A 22333-nucleotide genomic window follows, 5' to 3' on the forward strand; every position below is an offset into this window, starting at 1 on the left:
TGGGCACGTGGACGGGGGCGCGATGATCGAGACGAGCGACCGGGGCCGGACCTGGCTGCTGACCGGGGCGAGCGGCGGCTACGCCCTCCACCTCACCGACCGGCACGAGCTGCTGCACCTGCACTGGGGCCCGCGGATCTCCCTGGCCGCCGCCGAAGCCCTGGCCGCCGCCCCCGCACCGCCCGGCCGGGGCTTCGAATCCCCGCTGGACGGCCGCGAGGAGTACCCGGTGGAGGGCGGCCCCCGGTTCGTCCGCCCCGCCCTGTCGGTACGCACCGACGAGGTGCGCGGGACCGCGTGGGCCTTCACGGGCGACACCGTGGACGGCGACGAGCTGCGGATCTCCTTCCACGACCCGGTGCACCACCTCGCGGTCACCCTGCACTACCGGATGCGCGACGACTCCGACGTCATCGAGCGCTGGACGACACTCACCCACACCGGGCCGGACGGCCCGCCGCTGGAGCTGCTCCGCGCCGACGCGGCGGCCTGGTCCCCGCCGGCCCGCGACCGCTGGCGGCTCAGCCGGCTGCACGGCCGCTGGGCGGCGGAAACCCAGCTGGAGCGCACCGAGCTGGCGTACGGCGAACACCTCCTGTCCAGCCGGCGCGGCCACACCAGGGGCTGCCCTGGCTCGCCCTTGACGCGGACGGCGCGGCGACCGAGGAGGAGGGCGAGGTCTACGGCTGCGCGCTCGGCTGGTCCGGGTCCTGGCGCATCGCCGTACAGCGGCTGCCCGACGGGCTCGTGCAGATCACCGGCGGCGCCGGCTACGACGAGTCCGGGCTGCTGCGGCTCGCGCCGGGGGAGTCGTACACCAGCCCCGTCTTCGCCGGGTTGTGGAGCGCGGCGGGCTTCGGCGGGGCCAGCCGCGCCTGGCACGCCTGGCAGCTCGCCCATGTGATCCCCGACGCGTCAAAGCCGCGCCCGGTGCTCTACAACTCCTGGGAGGCCACCCGTTTCGACATCGCGGAGGAGCAGCAGCGGGCGCTGGCCGAACGCGCCGCGGTGATGGGCGTCGAGCTGTTCGTCGTGGACGACGCCTGGTTCGGGCAGCGGGTGAGCGACCGGGCCGGGCTCGGCGACTGGACGCCGAACCCGGAGCGCTTCCCGAACGGGCTCGGCCCGCTCGCCGAGCATGTGCACGGGCTCGGCATGCGGTTCGGGATCTGGGTCGAGCCCGAGATGGTCAATCCCGACAGTGACCTCTACCGCGCGCACCCCGACTGGGTCCAGCACTTCCCCGGGCGGGAGAGGACTGAGTTCCGCAATCAGCTGGTCCTCAACCTGGCCCGCCCCGATGTGCGGGCGTATCTGTGGGAGCGGCTGGACGCGCTGCTGTCCGGCACCCCGGTCGACTATGTGAAGTGGGACTTCAACCGCTGCTTCTCGGACGCGGGCTGGCTGGGCGCGGACTACCCGCAGCGGCTCTGGACCGAGCACGTGGACGCCCTCTACGCCCTGATCGACCGGCTGCGCGCCGCCCACCCGGGTGTCGCCTTCGAGTCCTGCTCGGGCGGCGGCGGGCGGATCGACCTGGGCATCCTCTCCCGTACGGACCAGGTCTGGACGTCGGACAACACCGATCCGCTGGACCGCCTCGCCATCCAGGAGGGCTTCGGGCAGATCCACCCGGCCCGGGTGATGGCGGCGTGGGTCACCGACAGCCCGAACCTCCAGCTGAACGGCCGCTCCTCCTCGCTGCGCTTCCGGTTCGTGAGCGCCATGGCCGGGGTGCTGGGGGTCGGCGGGGACCTCACCGAGTGGAGCGGCGCAGAGCTGGACGAGGCGCGCGGGTGGGTGGAGCTGTACAAGGAGATCCGCCCGGTCGTGCAGCTGGGGGAGCTGTACCGGCTGCGAGCGCCGGGAGACGGGTTCAGCGCCGTGCAGTACGTGCGGGGCGCGGACACCGTCGTACTGATGTGGCTCCACGCCCAGCGGTACGGGGAGGAGACGCCGGCCCTGCGGTTGCGCGGTCTCGATGCGGAGGCGACGTACACCTGCCTGGACACGGGGGCCGTGCACCACGGTTCGGTGCTGCTGCACCACGGGCTGCGCACCGGGCTGAGCGGCGACCTGGACGCGCGGGTGCTGCGGTTGCGGCGCGGATGATGGCCATGGCATGTCCGTAATGGGATGTTTCGCCGAACATGCCCCGGTTGCAAGGGAGATGATCACCCGCTCGTGAGCGGGATCATATCCGTGACGGTGTGTGGTGGCGCCGCGGTGGGGTATTCCGTACGCCGCGCGGAAAGCCAAGATCCGTAATCCACGGAGTGTGACCGGAATTCCGCGCCGAATTTCCGGTGCCGAATCCGGTGCGGAACCCGTGGCTTGTTTCCGCCGTCCCGGCTCGCTTACGTTCCATGTCAATCCGGATGGAACGCCCAATCCTGCCGCCGTCCGGAATTCGCATCCACTCACCGTGTGGCAGGAGCGGGGGAACCAGGTAAGCCGCCGACCGGGAGAACCGGCCGGCTAGGGGTGAAGTCGCGCCATGCGCGGCCGGGCATCTCCAGCCCGAACCCGACAGCTCACCTCGCAGGCGCCGGAGAGGAAACCCTTCATGCCCATTTCGGGTAAGCACCGCCGTCCCAAGTCCAGCACCATCGCCCGTGGCGTCGTCGCCGCGAGCGCCGGCGGAGCCGTCATCGCGCTTCCGCTGCTCGGCGCCACCGGTGCCCACGCCGCGGAGCAGACCGCCCCGGCCACCTCGAAGTCGGCCGCCGCGCACACCACCCCGGCCAAGTCCGTGAAGAGCACCGGCACCACCACCTACTCCGTGGTCTCCGGTGACTACCTGTCGAAGATCGCGGCCGAGCACAAGCTCAAGGGCGGCTGGCACAAGCTGTACCAGGACAACCGCGCGGTCGTCGGCGACAACCCGAGCCTGATCTTCCCGGGCATGAAGCTGACGCTCGGCGCCAAGTCGGCCACGACCGCCTCCACCACCCCGTCGAAGGCGCCGGCCAGGACGGAGGCGAAGGTCGAGACGAAGACCGAGACCAAGTCCGGGACGGAGGCCGCCACGACCTCCGACTCGTCCTCCTCCGGCGCCTCCGCGTCCCAGGAGACCCAGGCCCCGGCCACCCAGGACAACGCCTCCGGTTACGTCCACCCGGTCCCGGGCAACCACACCACCGCCTACCGCGCCTCCGGCGCCAGCTGGTCCAGCGGCAGCCACACCGGCATCGACTTCCCCGTCGCCAGCGGCACCAGCGTGAAGGCCATCACCTCCGGCACCGTCGTCACCGCCGGCTGGGGCGGCGCGTACGGCAACGAGGTCGTCATCAAGCACGCCGACGGCCACTACTCGCAGTACGGCCACATGTCCTCGCTCTCCGTCTCGGCGGGCCAGACCGTGACCGCGGGCCAGCAGGTCGGCCTCTCCGGCGCCACCGGCAACGCCACCGGCCCGCACCTCCACTTCGAGGTCCGCACCGGCCCGGCGTACGGCTCGGACATCGACCCGATCGCCTACCTGGCGTCGCACGGGATCTACGTCTGATCCAGGCAGTACCGGCCCGGTGAACCGGGCCGCGGCAGAACAGAGAGGGGCGGTGCGCGTCGACGCACCGCCCCTCTACTTATTCCCCCTTTACCGAAACCTGACCGGGTGGTTTATCTCACCACCCGTCAACCCCTTATTACGGTCGCGTAGGTCACATTCGGGGGTGCAGGATATGCCCTTGTGGCAGACGATTCGAGAAACATCCAACAGGGCGTCATCAACCGACAGGGCGCCATCGGGTCGTACGCGGCGATTGGCGACAGTTTCACCGAGGGAGTCGGCGACCCCGGCCCGGACGGAACGTTCGTCGGCTGGGCCGACCGGCTCGCGGTCCTCCTCGCGGACCGGCTCCCGGACCTCGGCGCGGCGACGGACGCCGAGGACTCACCCGTTCCCGCGCACGGGAACTTCCGGTACGCCAATCTCGCCGTACGAGGACGGCTCCTCGACCAGATAGTCGAGGAGCAGGTACCGCGCGCCAAGGAACTCGCCCCCGATCTGGTGAGCTTCTGCGCCGGCGGCAACGACATCATCCGGCCGGGCACCGACCCCGACGACGTGGCCGAACGCTTCGAGCGAGCGGTCGCCGACCTGACCGGCTCGGTCGGCACCGTCATGGTCACCACCGGCTTCGACACCCGAGGCGTGCCCGTGCTGCGCCATCTGCGTGGCAAGATCGCCACCTACACCGCCCATGTGCGGGCCATCGCCGACCGCTACGACTGCCCGGTGCTCGACCTGTGGTCGCTGCGCTCGGTGCAGGACCGGCGCGCCTGGGACGGCGACCGGCTGCATCTTTCGCCCGAGGGGCACACCCGGGTCGCGCTGCGCGCCGCCCAGGTCCTCGGCTTCGACGTGCCCGCCGACCCGGACCAGGAGTGGCCGCCGCAGCCCCCGCGCGGCACGCTCGAAGTCCGGCGCGACGACATCCACTGGGCGCGCGAATACCTGGTCCCGTGGATCGGTCGACGGCTGCGCGGCGAGTCCTCCGGGGACCACGTCGAGCCCAAGCGGCCGGACCTGCTGCCGCTCTGACGTACCCGTCCGCTGTCCTCAGCCGCCCAAGGGCTGTCCGGTGGCCCGTCCCGTCGCGGCGGCCGGGGACAGCGGCAGCGCGGCCGGTATGCGCTCCAGCACCCCGCCCGCGAAGACGTCGTACAGCGGCAGTGTCTCCAGGTGCACATAGCCGATGTGGCAGTCGCAGACGGCGAGCGGACAGGCCCGCGGCCCCAGCGCCCGGCGGTAGCTGCCGTCGTACAGATTGCCCAGCTCGGCCCGGACGAAGTGGCAGCGGCGCACCGTCCCGTCCCCGTCCACCGAGATCACCGACTCACCGGTCCGGCAGGGCAGCCCGGCCGAGCGGTGCGGATGGCGGCTGTACGGGAACAGCGGGTCGATCGCGGTCCACCGGTCCGCCTCCTCGTCCGTGTAGGTGTGCCCCTCGGCGGCGTTGACCCACAGGTAGACCTCGTCCGCGAGGGCCGCCCGCAGCCGCCGCGCCTCACCGAGATGGGCGTCCAGACCCACGACCCCGACGCTGTGGCGCACTCCGAGGGCCGTCAGCTCCTCGCACCGGGCGAGGAAGCGCTCGTACGGCGTCTGCCCCGGGTGGTACGTGCACCACAGCGCGATCCGCTCGCGGGCCGCCGCCGGAGCTTCGGCCAGCCACCGCGTCCGCCCACTCAGGTTCGTCTGGATCGCGACCCGGCGCACGTGCGGCAGCCCGGCCAGCTCGACGATCGCCCGGCGGTACCAGGAGCGCACCAGGCCCTCGCCCCACGGCGTGAACAGCACCGAGATCCGGTCACCGCTCTGCGCCGCCACCCACGCCGTGAACCGCTCCAGCGCCGCCCGGTCGGCCCGCAGTTGCTCCCGGCTGTCGCGCCGCTTGGCGAACGGGCAGTACGGGCAGTCGTAGTCGCACGAGGCGAGCGGGCCCCGGTAGAGAATCGTCAGGTCCACGGGTGACTCACTTCAGCTCGTACGCGGCCATCGCGGCCCGCACGGCGGGGGAGAAGAGTTCGGGCCCCAGCGCGTCGGAGTACGCGAGCCCCTCGGAGGACAGACGCAGCAGCCCCTCCGCCGGCGCCGCCGGATCGAGCCAGCCCAGGGCCTCGAACCGGGCCAGCTCCGCGGCGAAGTCCTCGTACGGGGAGGTGCCGAACCGCTCGCGGTAGCCGGACAGGGGCATGCCCTCGGCCTGCAGGACCGACTGGAGGAGATGGCGGCGGCGCGCCTCGTCCCCGTCGGTGTACCGCCCCACCTCGGCGCGGGAGAAGTCGTCGGTGGCGGTGTAGGCGTCGATGATGCCGCGCACCTCGCCCATCCGCACCGCGTAGTCGAAGGAGTAGTGGAGCCGCGAGGTGTACGAGCGGGCGCCGCAGCCCAGGCCGATCATGCCGTCCGTCTGGCAGGCGTAGTCGTCGGGCCCGTCCGTGCGCGGGACGTCGGCGCGCCGGAACATCCGCATCGACACCTGCTCGTAGCCCCGGGCGAGGAGGTGGTCGCGGCCGGCCCGGTACAGGCGCAGGCGCTGCCCGTCCCAGGCCGCGTCGGCCGCACCGGCGGAGAGCCGGCCCAGCGCGGTCAGCGGGCGGACGTAGAGCGGGTACAGATACAGCTCCTCGGGCCGCCAGCGCAGCGCCGCGTCCAGGGAGGTGCGCCAGGTCCGCTCGGTCTGGCCGTCGATGCCGTAGATCAGGTCGATGTTGAGGACGGGTATGGAGGTGTCCCGGATCAGGCCGAGGGCCCGCTCGACATCGGCGGGGCGCTGCGGTCGCACCGCGGCCCTGGCCTCGGCCTCCACGAAGCTCTGCACACCGATGCTGATCCTGGTCGTGCCCCGCTCGGCGAGCACGGCCAGCCGGTCGGCGGTCGCGGTCGACGGGGACGTCTCCACGGACAGCGGCACGGACCGCAGGTCGGCGCCCATGCGCTTCTCCGCGATGTCGCACAGGCGCTCCAGCTCGGCCGCCTCCAGGAAGGTGGGCGTGCCGCCGCCGAACGCCGCCGCGGCGAACCGGACCGGCTCCTCGTCGCCCAGCGCGTCCCGCACGGCGCTCGCCTGCCGGTCCAGCGCGTCCAGATACCGCGAGGCCAGCTCGTCGGGCGCGCCGATCCGGGTGAAGAGGTTGCAGAAGCCGCAGCGGACCTCGCAGAAGGGGACGTGCAGATAGAGGGAGAGCGCGTCCTTGCGTTCCCCCGCCCACAGCTCGCTGAGCACCGGCCGTCCGCCGGGGTGTTCGGCGAGCGGGCGGTAGGCCGTCTTGTGCGGATAGGCGTACACATAGCTCCGGTACGGGCGGACGGTGTGCGTCGTGGTCATCGTGCGGTCCCCGGTTCCAGGAAGAAATGGGCGTACGGGACGGTCCAGACGGACTCGTGGCCGAGCCGGTGACCGGTGTAGCCGTCGTCGCCGTACGCCGTGCCGTGGTCGGAGCAGACGATGGCGAAGGCGCGGCGGCGACTGCTCACGGCGGCGAGGAGCCGGCCGATGTGCGCGTCGACGTATTCCAGGGCCGCGGCGTGCGTCGCACGGCTGTCGCCGGCGTCACGGGTCGCCCCGGGCTTGTGGAACCAGTTCGGCTGGTGCAGTGCGGAGACGTTGACGAACAGGAAGAGCCGTTGCTCGGGCGGCAGCCCGGCGACCACCTGCTCGGCTCGGGTCACCTGCGCCTCGAACGAGTTGGGTGAGGCGACGCCGAACTCCGGCTCCCAGTGCGCCTCCTGGAACATTCCGGGCAGCACCGAGCCGAGCGGCCCCCGCTGGTTGAAGAAGCCCACGCCGCCGATGCACACCGTGCGGTACCCGGCCTTCGCGAGCCCCGAGACCAGGTCGGGGGTGTCGAAGACGAAGGTGCGTTCCGCGGTGGTCTCGCTGCCGGCGAAACGCGCGGCGAACAGCCGGGGATGCGGTCCGGGCGCGGCCGGGGTGGGCAGGAACCCCGCGAAGATCGCCTGGTGGGACGCGTAGGTGAAACTGCCCGGGGCGTGCCGCTCCTCCCAGGCACCGCCCGGCAGATGCCGGGCCAGCCGCGGGATGCGCCCGGCGGCGGCGAGCTCCGCCGCCACGTCGTACCGCAGGGTGTCCAGGGTGACGAGCAGCAGGTCGTGGCTGCCCACGACCTCGCTCATGTCGGGGTTCAGGGCGTCCGCGACGCCGGGGAAGGATTCAGGGGGCTGGGGTTCAGGGGGCTGGGGCGACACGGGTGTTCCTTGCTCGGTCCAGTACGGCGGCGACCTGCGCCGCGTAGGTGTCCAGGCCTTCGGCGCCACTGCCGGGCAGGCCGGTCAGCCGCGGCAGCAGATCGCCGAAGGCGTTGACCTCGCCGACGGCGAAGCGCCGCCAGCCGGTCGCGGGCAGCAGGTCGACGCCGACGCACAGCGTGTCCGGGAAGGCGCCGGCCGCCTGCTCGCAGACGGCCAGGGCCTTGCCCCAGCCGGCCCCCGACGCCTCGACGGCCGCGCGCACCTCGTCCAGGTCGCCGCGCGCGCCGCCGAGATGCAGATTGGTCATGGGGGAGCGGCTGGTGCGGACCACGGCATGGGTGGCCCGGCCGTCGACCACGACGACCCGCAGATCCGCGACCCGGCCGCCCTGCGCGGCCTTGGGCAGCCAGCGCTCGATGTGCAGCCCGTCCGGGGCGAGCGCGTCGACGATCGCCGCGACCTCCCGCTCCGTCGTGCACCGGCGCACCCGCAGCGAGTTGTAGAGGCGGCCGACGGGGTCCCGCTCGACCGAGGTGGTGGCCCGGACCCGGCCGCCTCCGGCCGTCTCCACGGCCAGCACACCCGACGCGGACGACCCGTGCGCCGGCTTCACGAAGACCCGGGGCATGCGGTGGCCCGCCATCAGCGCACGCACATCGGCCCAGTCCCGCACCGCGGGCGCGGCCGGGCCGGAAGTCGGCGAGGCCGGCACGGGCACCCCCGCCGACTCCAGCACACCGTGGCACAGCCGCTTGTCGAACAGCACCGCGATGTCGGCCGGACTGCCCAGCAACCCGGCCCCGGCCGCCGTCGCCGCCCGCGCCACCTCGCGTACCGCGGCGGTGAACCTGGCGTACCAGAGGGCCGAACCCTCCACCCTGGTCGGGTCGTCGGCCCCGCGCAGCCACCGGTCGACCTCGGCGTCCTCGCCCGGCGACTCGATCCGCACGGTCTCCCCGGACAGGAAACCGGCCCCGCCCCTCAGGACGTCGAGCCAGGGGACGGTACGCGCCTCGGGCAGCCCGGCGGCGCGCACCGCGTCCCGGAAGAGCGAGACCCGGCGGCTGCCCGGGTTGCCGACGACCGCGAAACGCGGCGGCACGCTACTCGCTGACCGCGACATAGCGGGGCTCGTCCTCGTCCTCGGGGTCCCAGTCCTCGGCCTCGTCGAGATCGACCCGGACGCCCTCGCGGGCGCACACATCCCGGACGCGGGCGGTCACCGGGTCGCTGAGGTAATGGTGGTGCAGGTCCAGCTCGGTCAGATGAGTGAGCGGCTGCCCGTCGAGCAGGGCCAGGGCCCCGGTGTCGCTGAGGGTGCCCATGGAGAGCGACAGGGACTCCAGTTGCGCGACGACCGGGGCGGACGCGACGGCCGCCGCGATCTCGTCCTGGATCTCGCTGTTCTGCAGCCCGAGGTGGCGCAGCCGGGGGAAACCTCCGCCGGACAGCAGCGGGGCCATGTCCTCCACCGTGGCGTCCCCCGCGTACCACTGGGAGCCGAACCACAGCTCCAGCCGCTCCAGCGCGGGCAGTTCGCAGGCGCCGACCGCGCGGACGACCTGACCGGGCAGACCGCCGGACTCGAACCGCAGGGACCTCAGCGCCTCGTGCCGCACCGGCCGCAGCTCCAGCGTCTCCTCGTTCAGGCCGCTCCCGCCGCCGCGCACCACCAGCTCCTCCAGCCGGGGGAACGCCTCGAACACCGGCGTGATGTCGCACATCTGGAGCCAGGACACCTCGCACTCCTCGCCGACGACATCGGCGAGGAACAGGGCGCGCAGTGCGGGGAACCGGTCCGCGTCGGAGGCGATGAGCTCCACCACGGGGGCGAGCGACCTGTAGCCGTCCGGCCACCAGGGACCGATCAGCAGGGCCCGGACCCCGGCGGGGTCGACCGTGTCCAGGAAGTGCTGCCAGGTCCCGGCGAACTCAGGCCCTTCCCAGGCACAGTCCAGCCGCCAGGCGACGGAGTCCGCCGCGGGCAGCGCTCCCTGCACCGGGCCGTGTTCACCCGCCAGGGGCAGGGTGAACACGGGCAGGCCGTGGAAGGAGGAGGGGTGATCGATGACTGTCATCGCGTCCTCACTCCGAGACCGTGACGTACCGGCCCGCGGCCCCGCGGTCGCCCCACGGTTCGCAGCGTTCCGACAGGTCCACCCGCACCCCGTGCGGCTCCAGCGCCTGGGCGACCCGCTGCCCCATCGGCTCGGTGAGGAAGTGGTGGTGCAGGTCGAGGACGGCGAGATGGGTCAGCGGCTGCCCCTCCAGCAGCGCGGCCGCGCCCTCGTCGCCGAGCGTCCCGCAGGACAGGTCCAGGGTGCGCAGCCGCGCCACAAGCGGGGCAGAGGCGACGGCGGCCGCGATCTCGTTCTGCATCTCGCTGTTGCGCAGGCCGAGATGGCGCAGGGCCGGGAAACGCGTACCGGACAGCAGCGGCGCGAGGTCCGCCACCTCCGCGTCGCCCCCGTAGGCCGAGACGCCGAGCCACAGGTCGAGTCGCTCCAGCGCCGGCAGCTCGCTGTCCAGCACCCCGCGCACCACCTGCACCGGCAGTCCGCCCGTCTCGATGGTGAGCGACCGCAGACGCTCGTGCCGCGTGGCCGGGAAGACGAGCTCGGACCCGCCGCGCACCCCCAGCTCCACCAGCGCGGGGAAGGCGCTGAGCAATTGTGTGACGTCACTCTGCTCGATCCAGGAGATCTCCGCCTCCTCCATCGTCAGATCCCCGACGAACACCGCCTCCAGGGAGGTCAGCCGGTCGGCGGCGGCGATGACGAGACCGATCGGATAGGACGACTTCTCCTCGTACGACTCGCCCCACTGCCCGATGATCAGCGCACGGACACCCGAGGGATCGACCTCGTCCAGGAAGGCGTTGAACTCCTCCTCCCAGGTGCCCTCGTCCTCGTACGCGTCGATCGAGACCCGCCAGGCGGCGGCACCGGCAGCAGGCCGGGGGCCGCCGTCCGTCCCGGACTGGAAATCGACGGCCGGGAGGCCGAGCAACTCGTGCAGGTGGTCCACGGACATGGCCCTGAGCTCCTGATGACGGCGACGGTTCGGTGTTCGCAAGGTCTATCAAGGCCCACTGACAACGGGCCGACCGGCCCCTGCCCGTGACGGCTCGGCGGCCGATTGTCAGACCCCCGCCGTAGCGTCTTTCCTGTGGCCGGCACAGCGGGTGCCGCCGCGGAGGGGAGAGGTCTGTGTACCGGCAGGGCGATGTGCTGATCGTGGGGCTGGAGGAGTCGGCGGTGCCCGCGCACCTCCTGGAGGCGCCGGGCGAACTGCGCGACGCGCGGGGCCGGCTCGTGCTCGCACTCGGCGAGGTGACCGGACACGCGCACGCCGTGCCCGGCCCCGGACGGCTGATCCGGGAGAGCGGGGTCTTCGGCCCGATGCTGCTCCACCTCCCCGAGGGCGGACGCGTGGTGCACGAGGAGCACGCGACGATCCCGCTGCCCCAGGGCTGGTTCCGCGTGGTCCGCCAGCGGGAGTACGCGCCGGGGGCGGTCCGCATCGTCGCGGACTGAGCGGGCCTCACCGGCGGGACGGCCGGGCGCGCGGCAGAAGGAAACGCACGACCGATGTGCGCGATCAGAGCGGAACAGAGACGGGGAAACCGATGCAGTACGTGGACTCTTGGCGGGCCGTGGCGACGGCGACCGGCGCGGCGGACCGGGCGGCGGCCGAGGACGGGGTGCGGCTCGCCTATCGCGGTGCGGGACTCGCCGATCCGGAGCAATTCATCTGGGCCGACTCGCCCAGAGCGGCCGTCGAGACCGTGGCGAAGCTGACCGACGCGGGGCGCTCCGTCCGCGACGAGGTGCGGACCCGCCCCTGGGCGGAGGAACGGCGCCGTATGTACGACGCGCTGGGCCCGGCCGGCTGGTCCGCCCTCTGGTCCGCCACCGGCGCCCAGCTGTGGGAGACCACGGCCGGCCTCGCCGAACGGATACGGGCCGGTGTGGTGGCCGACCTCGGCGGGGACCCGGACGCGGAGTCCCGGGTGCGGCTCCTCCTGCTCGACGCGGTCCTCGGGCAGCACGACGCGGCCTGGCTCGCCGCGTTCGACGGCCGGGGCGACCGGCTCGACGGACTGGCGGCGGTGGCGCGCAACGCCGGCTGGTGGTGGCCCTACGAGCGCGTCGTCGTGATCAGTGAACGCCCTGAGGTCCTGCGGCGCGACGAGGCGGGCCGGCTGGACCGGGGCGACGGACCGGCGCTCTCCTACCCCGACGGCTTCGCCCTGTACGCCTGGCGCGGCATGCCCGTCCCGCCGGCCTTCCTCGACGAACTGACCGCGCTGACGCCCCGGCGCATCCGCACCGAGGAGAACGCGGAGCTGCGCCGCGTGATGCTGGAGTTCTACGGGTACGACCGCTACCTCACCGAGTCGGGCGCCGAACCGGTCCACCGGGACGAGACGGGCATCCTCTGGCGGATAGCGCTCGCCGGTGACGAGGACGTCGTCATGGTGGAGGTGGTCAACTCGACACCCGAGCCGGACGGAACCCACCGCACGTACTGGCTGCGGGTGCCGCCCACCACCAGGACCGCCAGGGCGGGCGTCGCCTGGACCTTCGGGCTGCAGAGCGAGACCTACGCACCGCTGCGGCAGACCTGACCGCGCCCGGAAGAGAGGGGCCGCCGCGCGTGCCACGCCGAGGAGCAGGGGCCGTCAGGCCGTCAGGGCCTCGTGGTCGATGCCCAGTTCGCGGGCGAGCGCCTGCTCGGTCCACTCCAGCATGGTGGCCCGGGACAGCGGACCCGCGTACGACATCATCTGCACCGCGAGCCCGTCCAACAGGGCGGTCAGCCGCCAGGCCACGGACATCGGGTCGTCGCAGTGGAATTCGCCCGCCGCCGCGCCCTCCTCGATGACCTCGGCCAGCTCGGCCTTCCACTGCTGGTCGAGATCGCCGGCCACGTTGCGCAGCGCCGGGTCGCGGAGGGAGGCCGCCCAGCCCTCGATCCACAGCCGCCAGCCCTTGGCCTGGCCCGTCGGCGCGTACCAGCGGACGGCCGCGCGCAGCCTGCGTACGGCGGTCGTGCGGCGGCTCAACAGCTTGCGCAGATGGGCGAGATCGATCTCGGCGGCGTGTGCGAAGGCGGCCGCGACCAGTTTCTCCTTGGTGGAGAAGTGATAGAGCACGAGTGCGTTGCTCACGCCGAGCACGGACGCCACGTCCGCGATGCGCACGGCCGCGACACCCCGCACCTCGATCTGTTCGACGGCAGCGCGCAGCAGTTCCTCGCGCCGCTCCGCCACACCCAACCGCACTCTTGCCACGGCGTCACCCTAACCAATGCCAGTCCGGGCGCCCGATGCGCGGGCCGGTTCCGTGGTCCCGGGCTCTGCGGCCCCGGGGTCAGCGGTACCAGCCGAAGCGTTCGGCCATCACCGGCAGCCGGTCGGCGGCCACCGCGTGTGCCGCTGCCCGGGGGGTGCGGTCGTCCGCCTCCGCACGGGCCAGGACCAGGCCGACCAGGGCCCGCATCGAGCGCCGGATGTGGGCGAACGCCTCGTCCGCGTCGGCGCCGATGTCGCCGAACAGGGTCCACCACCACCAGGCGTTGGTGGCGGAGTTGGCCACCACGTCGGGCAGCACGGTGATCCCGCGCTCGGCGAGCAGGGCCTCGGCCTCGGGCAGCACCGGCATATTGGCGGCCTCGACCACCCAGCGGGCCGTGATGCCGGCCTGGTTCGCGGCGTCCACGGCGTAGGAGACGGCGGCGGGCACGAGCACCTCCGCGTCCTGGACGAGCCAGGCGTCGGCCGGCAGCTCCCGGTCGCCGGCGCGCAGCACCCCCCGGTCCACCGTGCCGTGCCCGTCCCGGGCGGCGAGCAGCGCCTCGACGTCGAGCCCGGCCGGGTTCGCGATCGTGCCCTTGATGTCGGCGACCGCGACCACCCTGAGCCCGGCGCGGGACAGGAACCGGGCGGTCGCCCCGCCCATCGTCCCCAGGCCCTGGAGCGCCACCCGCGCGTCGCCGTAAGCGACACCGTCGCGGTCCAGCGCGGCGAGCGCCGCCTCGGCGACGCCGCAGCCGCCGGCCAGTTCGTCCAGGCCGATGCCGTCCACCTCGACGGCGAAGGCGTCGGCCAGCCGCCGGCGGGCCGCGGCCTCGTCCTCCAGCAGCGGGTAGACGGCCTGAACGGTGGAGACGAGGCCCGCTTCCGCCGCCGCGCGGTCCACCAGGTCCTGGCTGAGGCCCAGGTCCTCTCCGGTGGTCCAGATGTTCTCGATGTACGGGCGCATCGCCCGCAGGTAGCGGACCAGGACGCCGTAAGCCGCCGGGTCGCGGGGGTCGCAGTCGATGCCGCCCTTGGCGCCGCCGAGCGGTATGTAGCGGGCCCCGGTGCGGTCCGCGTCGAAATGCAGGGCTTCCTTCATCGTCATGCCCCGGGCCAGCCCCGTCACCTCGTCCAGCGTGCAGCCCGGCCGCATCCGCAGCCCGCCGCTGGACACCCCGCGCACCAGCCGGTCGACGACGAGGTGACCCTGACGGCCGGTGGCGTGGTCGGTCCAGGTCAGCGAGATGAGCGGGGCGGGCGGGGACACCGGGGGCGTCGTCATCGGGAGTGCTCCTCGGTCACTGTCGGCGGGCGGCCCTATTACTGAACCGTCGGTCAGTATCAGGATGCCGGGCGCCCCTGTCAACGCGGCGTCCGCCGCCGCACCGCCCGGTGGCCGGAATGCGCCGGCGGACGGCGGCGGGGCAGAAGGCGGGCGGGACGGCGTGCCGGATGCGGAATCCTGCGGGAGGCCCGCTCGTTGGATTCGGCATGACTGGATTCGACACACGACAGGAGGCGCTGCTCCGGCTCTTCAGTGAGAGCGACGGCGGCGTCCTGGTCACACTCAAGAAGGACGGCAGGCCCCAGCTGTCCAATGTCAACCACTTCTACTATCCCGACGAGCGCATCGTCCGGGTCTCGGTCACCGAGGGCCGCGCGAAGACGCGGAACCTGCGCCGGGACCCCCGGGCGAGCTACCACGTCACCACCCAGGACCGCTGGGCCTGGACCGTCGCGGACGGCACCGCCGAGCTGACCCCGCCGGCCGCCGACCCCGGGGACGCCGTCGTGGAGGAGCTGATCCGCCTCTACCGCGACGTGCAGGGCGAGCATCCCGACTGGGACGACTACCGCGCGGCCATGGTCAGGGACCGGCGCGTAGTCCTGCGACTCCATGTCGAGCATGTGTACGGACAGCAACGTGGGTAAGGCGGGATTCGCGGAACACCATCCCCTTGGCTGTTCTGCTCTCGCACTGTCGTACCCCCTGTCCATAATGAGACGACACCGACTCCCTCAGGAGATTTTGTGACCGGCGCTGACAACAGGCTTCCGCTCCGCACCCGGCTGCGTGCGCTGCGCCCCGCTGCCTTCGGGGCCGACCCGGACGGCGCCCGGATGGAGCGCATCCGCCGTTCGCCCAACTTCGCCGACGGTGTCTTCCAGAACCCGGCCGGGGCGCGCATCAGACCCTCCGGCTCCGCGCTGGAGTTCGCCAGGGTCTACTTCCGCAAGGAGGAGCGGGTGCTCAGGTCGCCCGCCGGCACCGTGCCCGTGCACGCCACGACCCTGGCCGACCTGGCCGAGCCCCCCGCCTCCGGCCTGCGGATCACCTGGATGGGGCATTCCAGCGTGCTCGCCGAGATCGACGGGCGGCGCGTCCTGTTCGACCCGGTCTGGGGTGAGCGCTGTTCCCCCTTCGCGTTCGCCGGGCCCAAGCGCCTGCACCCCGCGCCCCTGCCGCTCGGCGCCCTCGGCCCGGTCGACGTGGTGGTGATCTCGCACGACCACTACGACCACCTCGACCTCCCCACGATCCGCGCCCTGGCCCGTACGGACACGGTCTTCGCGGTCCCGCTCGGGGTCGGCGCGCACCTGGAGAGCTGGGGCGTCGCACCCGATCGGCTCCGCGAGCTCGACTGGAACGAGACGGCGACGGTCGCCGGGATCAATCTCACCGCCACCCCAGCCCGCCACTTCTGCGGGCGCGGTCTGCGCAACCAGCAGCACACCCTCTGGGCTTCGTGGGCGGTCGCCGGCCCCGAGCACCGGATCTACCACAGCGGTGACACCGGGTACTTCTCCGGCTTCAGGACCATCGGAGCCGAGCACGGGCCGTTCGACGCCACCATGATCCAGATCGGGGCGTACAGCCAGTTCTGGCCCAAGGACCGCACGGACAGCATGCCGGAGCCCGGCGCGTGGCCGGACATCCACATGAGCCCCGACGAGGGCGTGCGGGCCCACCTCGATCTCCAGGGCGACGACCCCACGGCGGGGGTCATGCTGCCGATCCACTGGGGCACGTTCAACCTCGCGCTGCACCCCTGGGCCGAGCCCGCCGAGTGGTCGATGCGCGCCACCCGGTCAGTCGGCGTGACGATGGCGTCCCCGCGGCCCGGCCAGCCGTTCGAGCCCGCCGATCCGCCGCCCGTCGAGCCGTGGTGGCGTGCGGTGGCCGCTGAGCCGGCGCCCGGCTGGGGCAACTGGCCCCCGGTCCACGTACAGCTCCCCGACGCGGCGGACACCACCGCCCCCGACCTGGATCTGGACCGGGACCGCGACCGGGCGCCCCAGGCCTGAGGACCGGGCGTACGCCCCGGACGGGGAGGGCGGGGCGTACGCCGGGCACGGACGCGAGCACGGGCTCCGCCCAGGAGACGGTCACGTCCTCAGGGGAAGCGCCGATGCTGGGGGTGCACTTCGCCTCCGACGACCTCACGCGGGTTCGGGTGGCTCCCGGGCCGGACTTTCTCTGGGAGATCAGCAACAGCGTCCAGACCCTCCAACGACGTGACGGCTAGAGGGAGTCCGGCGCCTGGCGGTGCTGGGTGCGGCCCCGGCTCTCCGGGAGCACGCCCCTCCTCTCCCGCCGCTGCCTCCGCGCGGCTACTCGCCGGACTTCCGGTCGGCACGCCCCCTCGACCGCCGTCGAGGGGGCTCGCTCATGTCACGGCACCGCCCGTCGCGCGCCATCGACCCGGAATCGAGCCCGGGGGAATCGGTCGCCCGTGCGAGCACTCATACCAGAGCGGGACGGATGGCGGGCAAGTTCCACAACTGCCCCTCGCGCCCTCGCACCTGGCGACTACCGTGTGTGTCCGGTGATCAACGGTGGGCTCATATTCTCCGGGCCTGCCCGGCCGATGACCCCGAGAACGACCGACCACCGTAGGTGCCACCACATGAATGCAGATTCCTGGGGCTCCACGTACCGAGGACGCTGATGTCTCAACTTCGCGCACCCGACGCGCGACCGGAACGACGAGAGGGCGGGCGGCACGGCCGACCGGGTGCCCGTTCCCACTCGGCCGCGGCCAGACCGCGCGCCGCCCGGCCGTCCCCCGAGGCGCGCATACGCCCTCAACTCCTGCGCACCGCCGTGCTGCCGGCCCTCGCCGTCGCCCTCGCCGGCGCCGCGGCCGTCATCTTCACCGCCCGCGCGGGCCACGCCCGGCCGTCCACGGAACTCTGGATCGCGCTGGGCGCCGCCGGCGCGCTCGCCCTCGCCGCGATCCTCGCCGCCTTCCTGGCCGCCAACCGGGCCGCCACCACGGTCCTCGGCCGCTGCCTCGCGCTGCGCCGGACCAGCGCCCAGGGCCAGGCCGACCTGCAACGGGTGGTGGAGCAGCTGCGCAACGGCGAGCCCGTACCCGTCAGGCGCTCCCCGCAGCATCCCGCCCCCGGCGGCGACCCCTTCGAACTGCTCGCCCAGGAGCTCGGCCGCCAGCAGGAAGCGGCCGTGGCCGCCGTCGTGCACGCCTCCCGGCTCTCCGAGCACAGCGGCGAGGACCAGAAGGTCGAGGTCTTCGTCAATCTCGCCCGCCGCCTCCAGTCGCTCGTGCACCGCGAGATCCAGCTGCTCGACGAGCTGGAGCACGAGGTCGAGGACCCGGACCTGCTCAAGGGCCTCTTCCACGTCGACCACCTGGCCACCCGCATCCGCCGCCACGCCGAGAACCTCGCCGTGCTCGGCGGCGCCGTCTCCCGCCGCCAGTGGAGCAACCCGGTCACCATGACCGAGGTGATGCGCTCGGCGATCGCCGAGGTCGAGCAGTATCCGCGGGTCAAGCTCGTGCCCCCGATCGACGGCACCCTGCGCGGGCACGCCGTGGCCGACGTCATCCACCTGCTGGCCGAACTCGTGGAGAACGCCACCGTCTTCTCCGCCCCGCAGACCCAGGTGCTGCTCCGCGCCCAGCACGTCACCGCCGGGCTCGCCCTGGAGGTGGAGGACCGCGGGCTCGGCATGCCGGGGGACGAGCAGAAGCGGATGAACGCCCTGCTCACCGACCCCGACCAGGTCAATGTCGCCCGCCTCCTCCAGGACGGCCGGATCGGGCTGTTCGTGGTGGCCTCGCTGGCCCGGCGGCACGGCATCGCCGTTCGGCTCCAGAGCAACATCTACGGCGGCACCCAAGCCGTACTCGTGCTGCCGCAGACCCTCCTCGGCGCCGACGAGGACACCTCCGGCTCCACCGCCGCCCCGCCCGTCCCGCCCCCTGGGCCCGTACACCGCCCGCCGCCCCAGGAGGACACCGTCGCACCCCGCGACCCGGCTCAGGCGCCCGTTCCCGAGCCGGAGCGCCGGCCGTACGTCCCCAGCCAGCAGCCGCGGCCGCACCGGCCCCCGCAGCAGACGCGCCGCCAGGAAGAGGCCCCGCCGCTTCCCCTGCGCGGCGAACGCGCGGACCGGCCCGCCACCGCCGCCCAGGTCCCGCCGGCGGCCGACCCCCGGGCGGACGACGGCCCGGAGACCGAGGTGGTCCGCGGCACCACGGACCGGCCCCAGCTGCCCAAACGCGCCAACCAGGAACACCTGGTCCCGCAGCTCAGACAGGCCCCCGTCCCGAGGCCCGAGGACGAGCCCGTCCTCCACGACCCCGGGCTCGTGGCCGCCTTCCGGCGCGGCATCGACCTCGCCGAGGCCCGGGCCGAGTCCGAGGCCGAGCCGGAACCCGTACCGGAGGCGCCGGCCGGTGCCACCCGGACCACGACGGCCGCGCAGGTGGGGGCACCGCCCCAGCCGCTCCCCGTCCGGGGCGCGGCCGCACCCGCGCAACTGCATGGCGCCGGGGCGTACCCCGGCGACCACGACCCACTCACAGCGAACCCCACCAAGGAGTAGATGCACCATGGCGACCGATATGCCGTCCGGTCAGGTCTCGGACCTCGACTGGCTGCTGAGCGGCCTGGTACAGCGCGTGCCGTACACCCGCAGCGCCGTCCTGCTCTCCGCCGACGGGCTGGTGAAATCCCTCCACGGCATGGACGCCGACAGTGCCGACCACATGGCGGCACTGGCGGCCGGCCTGTACTCACTGGGCCGCAGCGCCGGAGCCAGGTTCGGGGACAACGGGGAGGTCCGCCAGGTGGTCGTGGAGCTCGACTCGACGCTCCTCTTCGTCGCCACCGCCGGCTCCGGGACGTGTCTGGCCGTGCTCGCCGGACGCAACGCCGACGCCGCCGTGCTCGGCTACGAGATGGCCATGCTGGTCAAGAGCGTCCGGCCCTATCTCATGACCCCGGTGAGACAGGCGGCCGGGATGCCGGGCGCCGCGGGGCTGTGAGCGTGGCGGTCACCCAGGACGGGCCGCTGCTCGACGACGCGGCGGGCCGCCTCATCCGCCCCTACACGGTGAGCAACGGCCGTACCCGTCCCACGGCCGTGCTCGACCTGCTGTCCCTGGTGATGGCCACAGGGACCGTTCCGCAGACACACCTCGGCCCCGAGCACTCGGTCGCGCTGGGACTGTGCGACGGACCCACATCGGTGGCCGAGATCGCCGCACATCTGAGGCTGCCCGCCGTCGTGACCAAGGTGCTCCTCTCGGACCTGGTCGACTGCGGCGCCGTCACCGCGCACCCGCCCGCCTTCCATGACACGCCCACCGACCGACATCTGCTGGAGGCAGTGCTCGATGGCTTACGACGACAGCTCTGACGGCTACGGCTACCCGGACGGCTCCGGTTACGGCTACGGCTACGCGGACGGCGCCCCCGGCAACGGGTACGCGCACGACACCGTGACGTCCGGGTACAGCGAAGCCCCCGCCGCCCCCGAGGGCTTCCCCGTCGCGCTCAAGGTGCTGGTGGCGGGCGGGTTCGGCGTCGGCAAGACGACGTTCGTCGGGGCGGTCAGCGAAATCGCGCCCCTGAGCACCGAGGAGCTGCTGACGCAGGCCAGTGCGGCGACCGACAGCCTGGAGGGCGTCGAGTCCAAGACCTCCACCACCGTGGCGATGGACTTCGGCCGCATCACGCTGGACGAACAGCACGTGCTCTACCTGTTCGGCACACCGGGCCAGGAACGCTTCTGGTTCATGTGGGACGAACTCTCGCAGGGCGCACTGGGCGCGGTGGTGATCGCCGACACCCGCAGACTGGAGGAGTGCTTCGCGGCCGTCGACTTCTTCGAACGGCGCGGCATCGGATTCATCGTCGCCGTCAACGAGTTCGACGGCGCCTTCCGCTACGGCCCCGAGGAGGTGCGGGCCGCGCTCGACCTGGCCCCCGAGGTGCCGGTCGTCCTGTGCGACGCCCGTATCGCCAGCTCCGGCACCGGCACGCTCGTCACCCTGGTCCAGCACCTCATCAACGCCACCGACGAGGCCGCGCCGCTCCCCGGCCACGCCGGCCTCGGGGTCCGGCCGTGATCCCGCACGCCGCCGGGCGGCTGCTGCTCACCCCCGTCGACAGCGAGGCGCCCGTCCGCACACAGCGGCTGCGCAGCCTCGGCCTCGGGGAGCGGGCCGACGCCTCGTTCGACAACTTCGACGCCTTCGCCGACCGGGTGGCCGAACAGACGGACGTGCCGTTCTCGATGGTCAACTTCATCGACGGGAACCGCCAGTTCTACGCGGGGCTGCACACCCCCGCCGGCACCCGCAAGGGTTCGGACCTGGGCGCCACGGCGGCGGGCAGCGGTCGCAGCGGCCGATACGTGGCCCTCGACCACGGCTACTGCCCGCACGTCGTCGTCCGGCGCAGGGCGCTGGTCCTGGAGGACGTCTGCGACTACCCGAGGTTCGCCGGCAACCCGGTCGTGGACGACATAGGCATCCGCTCCTATCTGGGGGCGCCGCTGATCGACCGCACGGGCATCGCGCTGGGGGCCGTCTGTGCCGTGGACACCGTTCCCCGCCCGTGGGGCAGGGCCGGGCTCGACACCATCAAGTCCCTGGCGCAGGAGCTCGTCGGCCACCTCCACCGGAGGGAGGACAACAACGCCTTCGGGCTCTGACGCCCGCGCCCCGGCCCCTCCCTCACACCTCGACCGTGCGGCCGTCCAGGAAGGCCAGCCCGGCGCGCACGGCGGCGCGGTCGAGCAGCTGCGCACCGACCTGGCCCGCACCGGCACGGCCACCCAGTCATCGACCGACGGTACGGCCACCGCCGCTCTCGCCCTGGACGCCGACACCAACACCGACACCCGCACCCTGTCCGAGGCAGGCGCCTGGTGGCAGGCGGACCTCGGAGCCGTACGGCACATCCGGCAGGTCGAGGTATGGAACGACGCCTCCTCCACCACCGCCGACTTCGACATCGTCACCGACGGCTCCACCGTCCACGTCAGCGGCAAGGCGCTGCGCCCCACCGTCGTGAACCTGGACAGCCGGACCCGCACGGTGAGGATCGTGACGTCCGGCACCGGCCGAGTGGCCCTGTCCCAGGTGCTCATCCACCCCTGACACCCGCTGCTCAGTAGCACTGGACACCCGCCGCGCCCGGTCCGACGACCGGGCGCGGTACGTGCGTCACGGGCGGCTCACTCCAGACCGAAGGCGTCCGCCAGCATGCCGGTCTGGGCGGCCAGCAGGGTCTTGCCGTCGTGGCCCATGCCCGCGAACTGCCCCGCCACCTCCAGGCCCACCGCCCCGTGCAACTGCGCCCACGCCAGCAGCACGCCGGCCAGCGCACCGGCCGACGCCCCGCCGTCACCAGCGGCGTCCGGCGCGTACCCGGCCACCCAGGAGCCCACGCCGGCGTCTGTCTCCAGCCACGCCGCCATCCGGTCCACCACCGATGCCACACCCGCCCCGGGCGACCCGCCCGCGAACACCGGCAGGAACGGCCCGAGCACGGCACGGGCGCGCTCGAGTGTGTCGGCGGGGGCCACATATCCCGGCACCGGGGAGCCCTGGATCAGCAGGTAGCGGTGCGGCTCGGCGATCGCCCAGTCGCGGTACGCCGCCGCCAGCACGTGCAGCCGCTCGCGCGGGGCCCGGTCCTCCGCCGTGGCCGCCGCCACGCCGATGGCCGCGGCGGCGTCGTCGTACGCGTCCCGGATCAGGGCGCTCAGCAGGTCGTCGCGGCTGGCGAAGTAGCGGTAGAGGGCGGGGCCCGACAGGCCCATCTCCCTGGCGATCCGCGTGAGCGCGAGCGCCGCCACACCACCGTCGGCGAGCTGCCGCAGCGCCACTTCCTTGATCTCCGCCCGGGTCTGCTCCCGGTACCGGGCCCGCGGCCCCTGCTGCGCCTCAGCCATTCCCGGCCCTCTCGCTAGGCAAGCTCACTTCAGTTACGGAGTCTAACAACGGCTCTTGTGATGAGTCATCGCAAGAGTTATGGTCAATAACAGAAGCGAT

At 73.0% G+C, this 22333-nt stretch carries 20 protein-coding genes, 2 pseudogenes and 1 riboswitch; of the genes and pseudogenes, 13 read left to right on the forward strand and 9 right to left on the reverse strand.

Annotated elements, in window-relative coordinates; translation table 11 throughout:
• The first annotated feature begins 22 nt into the window (after positions 1-22).
• The 3 genes and pseudogenes from E6P78_RS06895 (at position 23) to E6P78_RS06905 (ending at position 4546) form a co-directional block, all read left to right on the forward strand.
• A pseudogene (locus tag E6P78_RS06895) lies at positions 23-2112 on the forward strand (alpha-galactosidase).
• 295 nt (positions 2113-2407) lie between these two features.
• Positions 2408-2561, forward strand: a riboswitch (cyclic di-AMP (ydaO/yuaA leader).
• Between the two features lie 5 nt (positions 2562-2566).
• Complete coding sequence (locus tag E6P78_RS06900) at positions 2567-3508, forward strand: M23 family metallopeptidase (protein WP_136202622.1); 942 nt, start codon at positions 2567-2569, stop codon at positions 3506-3508.
• Between the two features lie 183 nt (positions 3509-3691).
• A complete protein-coding gene (locus E6P78_RS06905) occupies positions 3692-4546 on the forward strand; it encodes an SGNH/GDSL hydrolase family protein (protein ID WP_136202623.1) in 855 nt (284 codons plus the stop codon).
• A gap of 18 nt (positions 4547-4564) precedes the next feature.
• Here the strand turns inward: E6P78_RS06905 and E6P78_RS06910 are convergent, their stop codons facing one another.
• From E6P78_RS06910 to E6P78_RS06935, 6 genes are read right to left on the reverse strand one after another with little or no spacing between them, the layout of a single operon-like run.
• Complete coding sequence (locus E6P78_RS06910; RefSeq protein ID WP_136202624.1) at positions 4565-5473, reverse strand: STM4011 family radical SAM protein; 909 nt, start codon at positions 5471-5473, stop codon at positions 4565-4567.
• 7 nt (positions 5474-5480) lie between these two features.
• Complete coding sequence (locus tag E6P78_RS06915; RefSeq protein ID WP_136202625.1) at positions 5481-6836, reverse strand: STM4012 family radical SAM protein; 1356 nt, start codon at positions 6834-6836, stop codon at positions 5481-5483.
• A complete protein-coding gene (locus E6P78_RS06920) occupies positions 6833-7645 on the reverse strand; it encodes an STM4013/SEN3800 family hydrolase (RefSeq protein ID WP_136202860.1) in 813 nt (270 codons plus the stop codon). Before E6P78_RS06920 ends, E6P78_RS06915 begins: the two co-directional genes overlap by 4 nt.
• A 52-nt stretch (positions 7646-7697) precedes the next feature.
• Positions 7698-8843: an STM4014 family protein gene (locus tag E6P78_RS06925; protein ID WP_136202626.1), complete on the reverse strand. Its 1146-nt coding sequence runs from the start codon at positions 8841-8843 to the stop codon at positions 7698-7700.
• A complete protein-coding gene (locus tag E6P78_RS06930) occupies positions 8824-9798 on the reverse strand; it encodes an STM4015 family protein (protein WP_136202627.1) in 975 nt (324 codons plus the stop codon). The genes E6P78_RS06925 and E6P78_RS06930 overlap by 20 nt, the downstream gene beginning before the upstream one ends.
• A 7-nt stretch (positions 9799-9805) precedes the next feature.
• Complete coding sequence (locus E6P78_RS06935; protein WP_136202628.1) at positions 9806-10753, reverse strand: STM4015 family protein; 948 nt, start codon at positions 10751-10753, stop codon at positions 9806-9808.
• Between the two features lie 176 nt (positions 10754-10929).
• Between E6P78_RS06935 and E6P78_RS06940 the strand changes: the two genes are divergently transcribed.
• Together E6P78_RS06940 and E6P78_RS06945 are read left to right on the forward strand one after the other, a co-directional pair.
• Complete coding sequence (locus E6P78_RS06940) at positions 10930-11256, forward strand: hypothetical protein (RefSeq protein WP_136202629.1); 327 nt, start codon at positions 10930-10932, stop codon at positions 11254-11256.
• 92 nt (positions 11257-11348) lie between these two features.
• Positions 11349-12350: a DUF6745 domain-containing protein gene (locus E6P78_RS06945; protein ID WP_136202630.1), complete on the forward strand. Its 1002-nt coding sequence runs from the start codon at positions 11349-11351 to the stop codon at positions 12348-12350.
• A gap of 54 nt (positions 12351-12404) precedes the next feature.
• On the opposite strand, the gene E6P78_RS06950 is transcribed toward E6P78_RS06945, so the two are convergent.
• Together E6P78_RS06950 and E6P78_RS06955 are read right to left on the reverse strand one after the other, a co-directional pair.
• Positions 12405-12995 (reverse strand): TetR/AcrR family transcriptional regulator, encoded by a 591-nt coding sequence (locus E6P78_RS06950; RefSeq protein ID WP_136202861.1) that lies wholly within the window; start codon positions 12993-12995, stop codon positions 12405-12407.
• A gap of 100 nt (positions 12996-13095) precedes the next feature.
• Positions 13096-14304 (reverse strand): Glu/Leu/Phe/Val dehydrogenase dimerization domain-containing protein, encoded by a 1209-nt coding sequence (locus E6P78_RS06955; protein ID WP_136202631.1) that lies wholly within the window; start codon positions 14302-14304, stop codon positions 13096-13098.
• Positions 14305-14513: 209 nt separating this feature from the next.
• Here E6P78_RS06955 and E6P78_RS06960 point away from each other — a divergent pair, with 209 nt between their 5' ends.
• The 8 genes and pseudogenes from E6P78_RS06960 (at position 14514) to E6P78_RS06995 (ending at position 20988) form a co-directional block, all read left to right on the forward strand.
• Positions 14514-14954: a PPOX class F420-dependent oxidoreductase gene (locus E6P78_RS06960; protein ID WP_136202632.1), complete on the forward strand. Its 441-nt coding sequence runs from the start codon at positions 14514-14516 to the stop codon at positions 14952-14954.
• A gap of 99 nt (positions 14955-15053) precedes the next feature.
• Positions 15054-16328: an MBL fold metallo-hydrolase gene (locus tag E6P78_RS06965; protein WP_136202633.1), complete on the forward strand. Its 1275-nt coding sequence runs from the start codon at positions 15054-15056 to the stop codon at positions 16326-16328.
• A gap of 104 nt (positions 16329-16432) precedes the next feature.
• Positions 16433-16650 (forward strand): annotated as a pseudogene (locus tag E6P78_RS33270) (transcriptional regulator); the annotation flags it as partial.
• Between the two features lie 321 nt (positions 16651-16971).
• Entirely contained in the window at positions 16972-18873 is a 1902-nt protein-coding gene (locus E6P78_RS06975; protein ID WP_240799091.1) for an ATP-binding protein, read from the forward strand.
• Positions 18874-18880: 7 nt separating this feature from the next.
• Positions 18881-19315 carry a roadblock/LC7 domain-containing protein gene (locus E6P78_RS06980; protein ID WP_136202634.1) on the forward strand — a complete coding sequence of 145 codons (435 nt, stop codon included), beginning with the start codon at positions 18881-18883 and terminating at the stop codon, positions 19313-19315.
• Between the two features lie 2 nt (positions 19316-19317).
• Positions 19318-19689 (forward strand): DUF742 domain-containing protein, encoded by a 372-nt coding sequence (locus tag E6P78_RS06985; RefSeq protein ID WP_206307743.1) that lies wholly within the window; start codon positions 19318-19320, stop codon positions 19687-19689.
• Positions 19667-20401 carry an ATP/GTP-binding protein gene (locus E6P78_RS06990; RefSeq protein ID WP_240799092.1) on the forward strand — a complete coding sequence of 245 codons (735 nt, stop codon included), beginning with the start codon at positions 19667-19669 and terminating at the stop codon, positions 20399-20401. The genes E6P78_RS06985 and E6P78_RS06990 overlap by 23 nt, the downstream gene beginning before the upstream one ends.
• Complete coding sequence (locus E6P78_RS06995) at positions 20398-20988, forward strand: GAF domain-containing protein (protein ID WP_136202636.1); 591 nt, start codon at positions 20398-20400, stop codon at positions 20986-20988. Before E6P78_RS06990 ends, E6P78_RS06995 begins: the two co-directional genes overlap by 4 nt.
• 525 nt (positions 20989-21513) lie before the next feature.
• On the opposite strand, the gene E6P78_RS07005 is transcribed toward E6P78_RS06995, so the two are convergent.
• On the reverse strand, positions 21514-22233 hold the full coding sequence (locus tag E6P78_RS07005) for a TetR/AcrR family transcriptional regulator (RefSeq protein ID WP_136202637.1): 720 nt from the start codon (positions 22231-22233) through the stop codon (positions 21514-21516).
• Positions 22234-22333 lie beyond the last annotated feature (100 nt).

The sequence above is a fragment of the Streptomyces sp. A0958 genome (assembly GCF_004795035.1).
Lineage (GTDB): Bacteria > Actinomycetota > Actinomycetes > Streptomycetales > Streptomycetaceae > Streptomyces.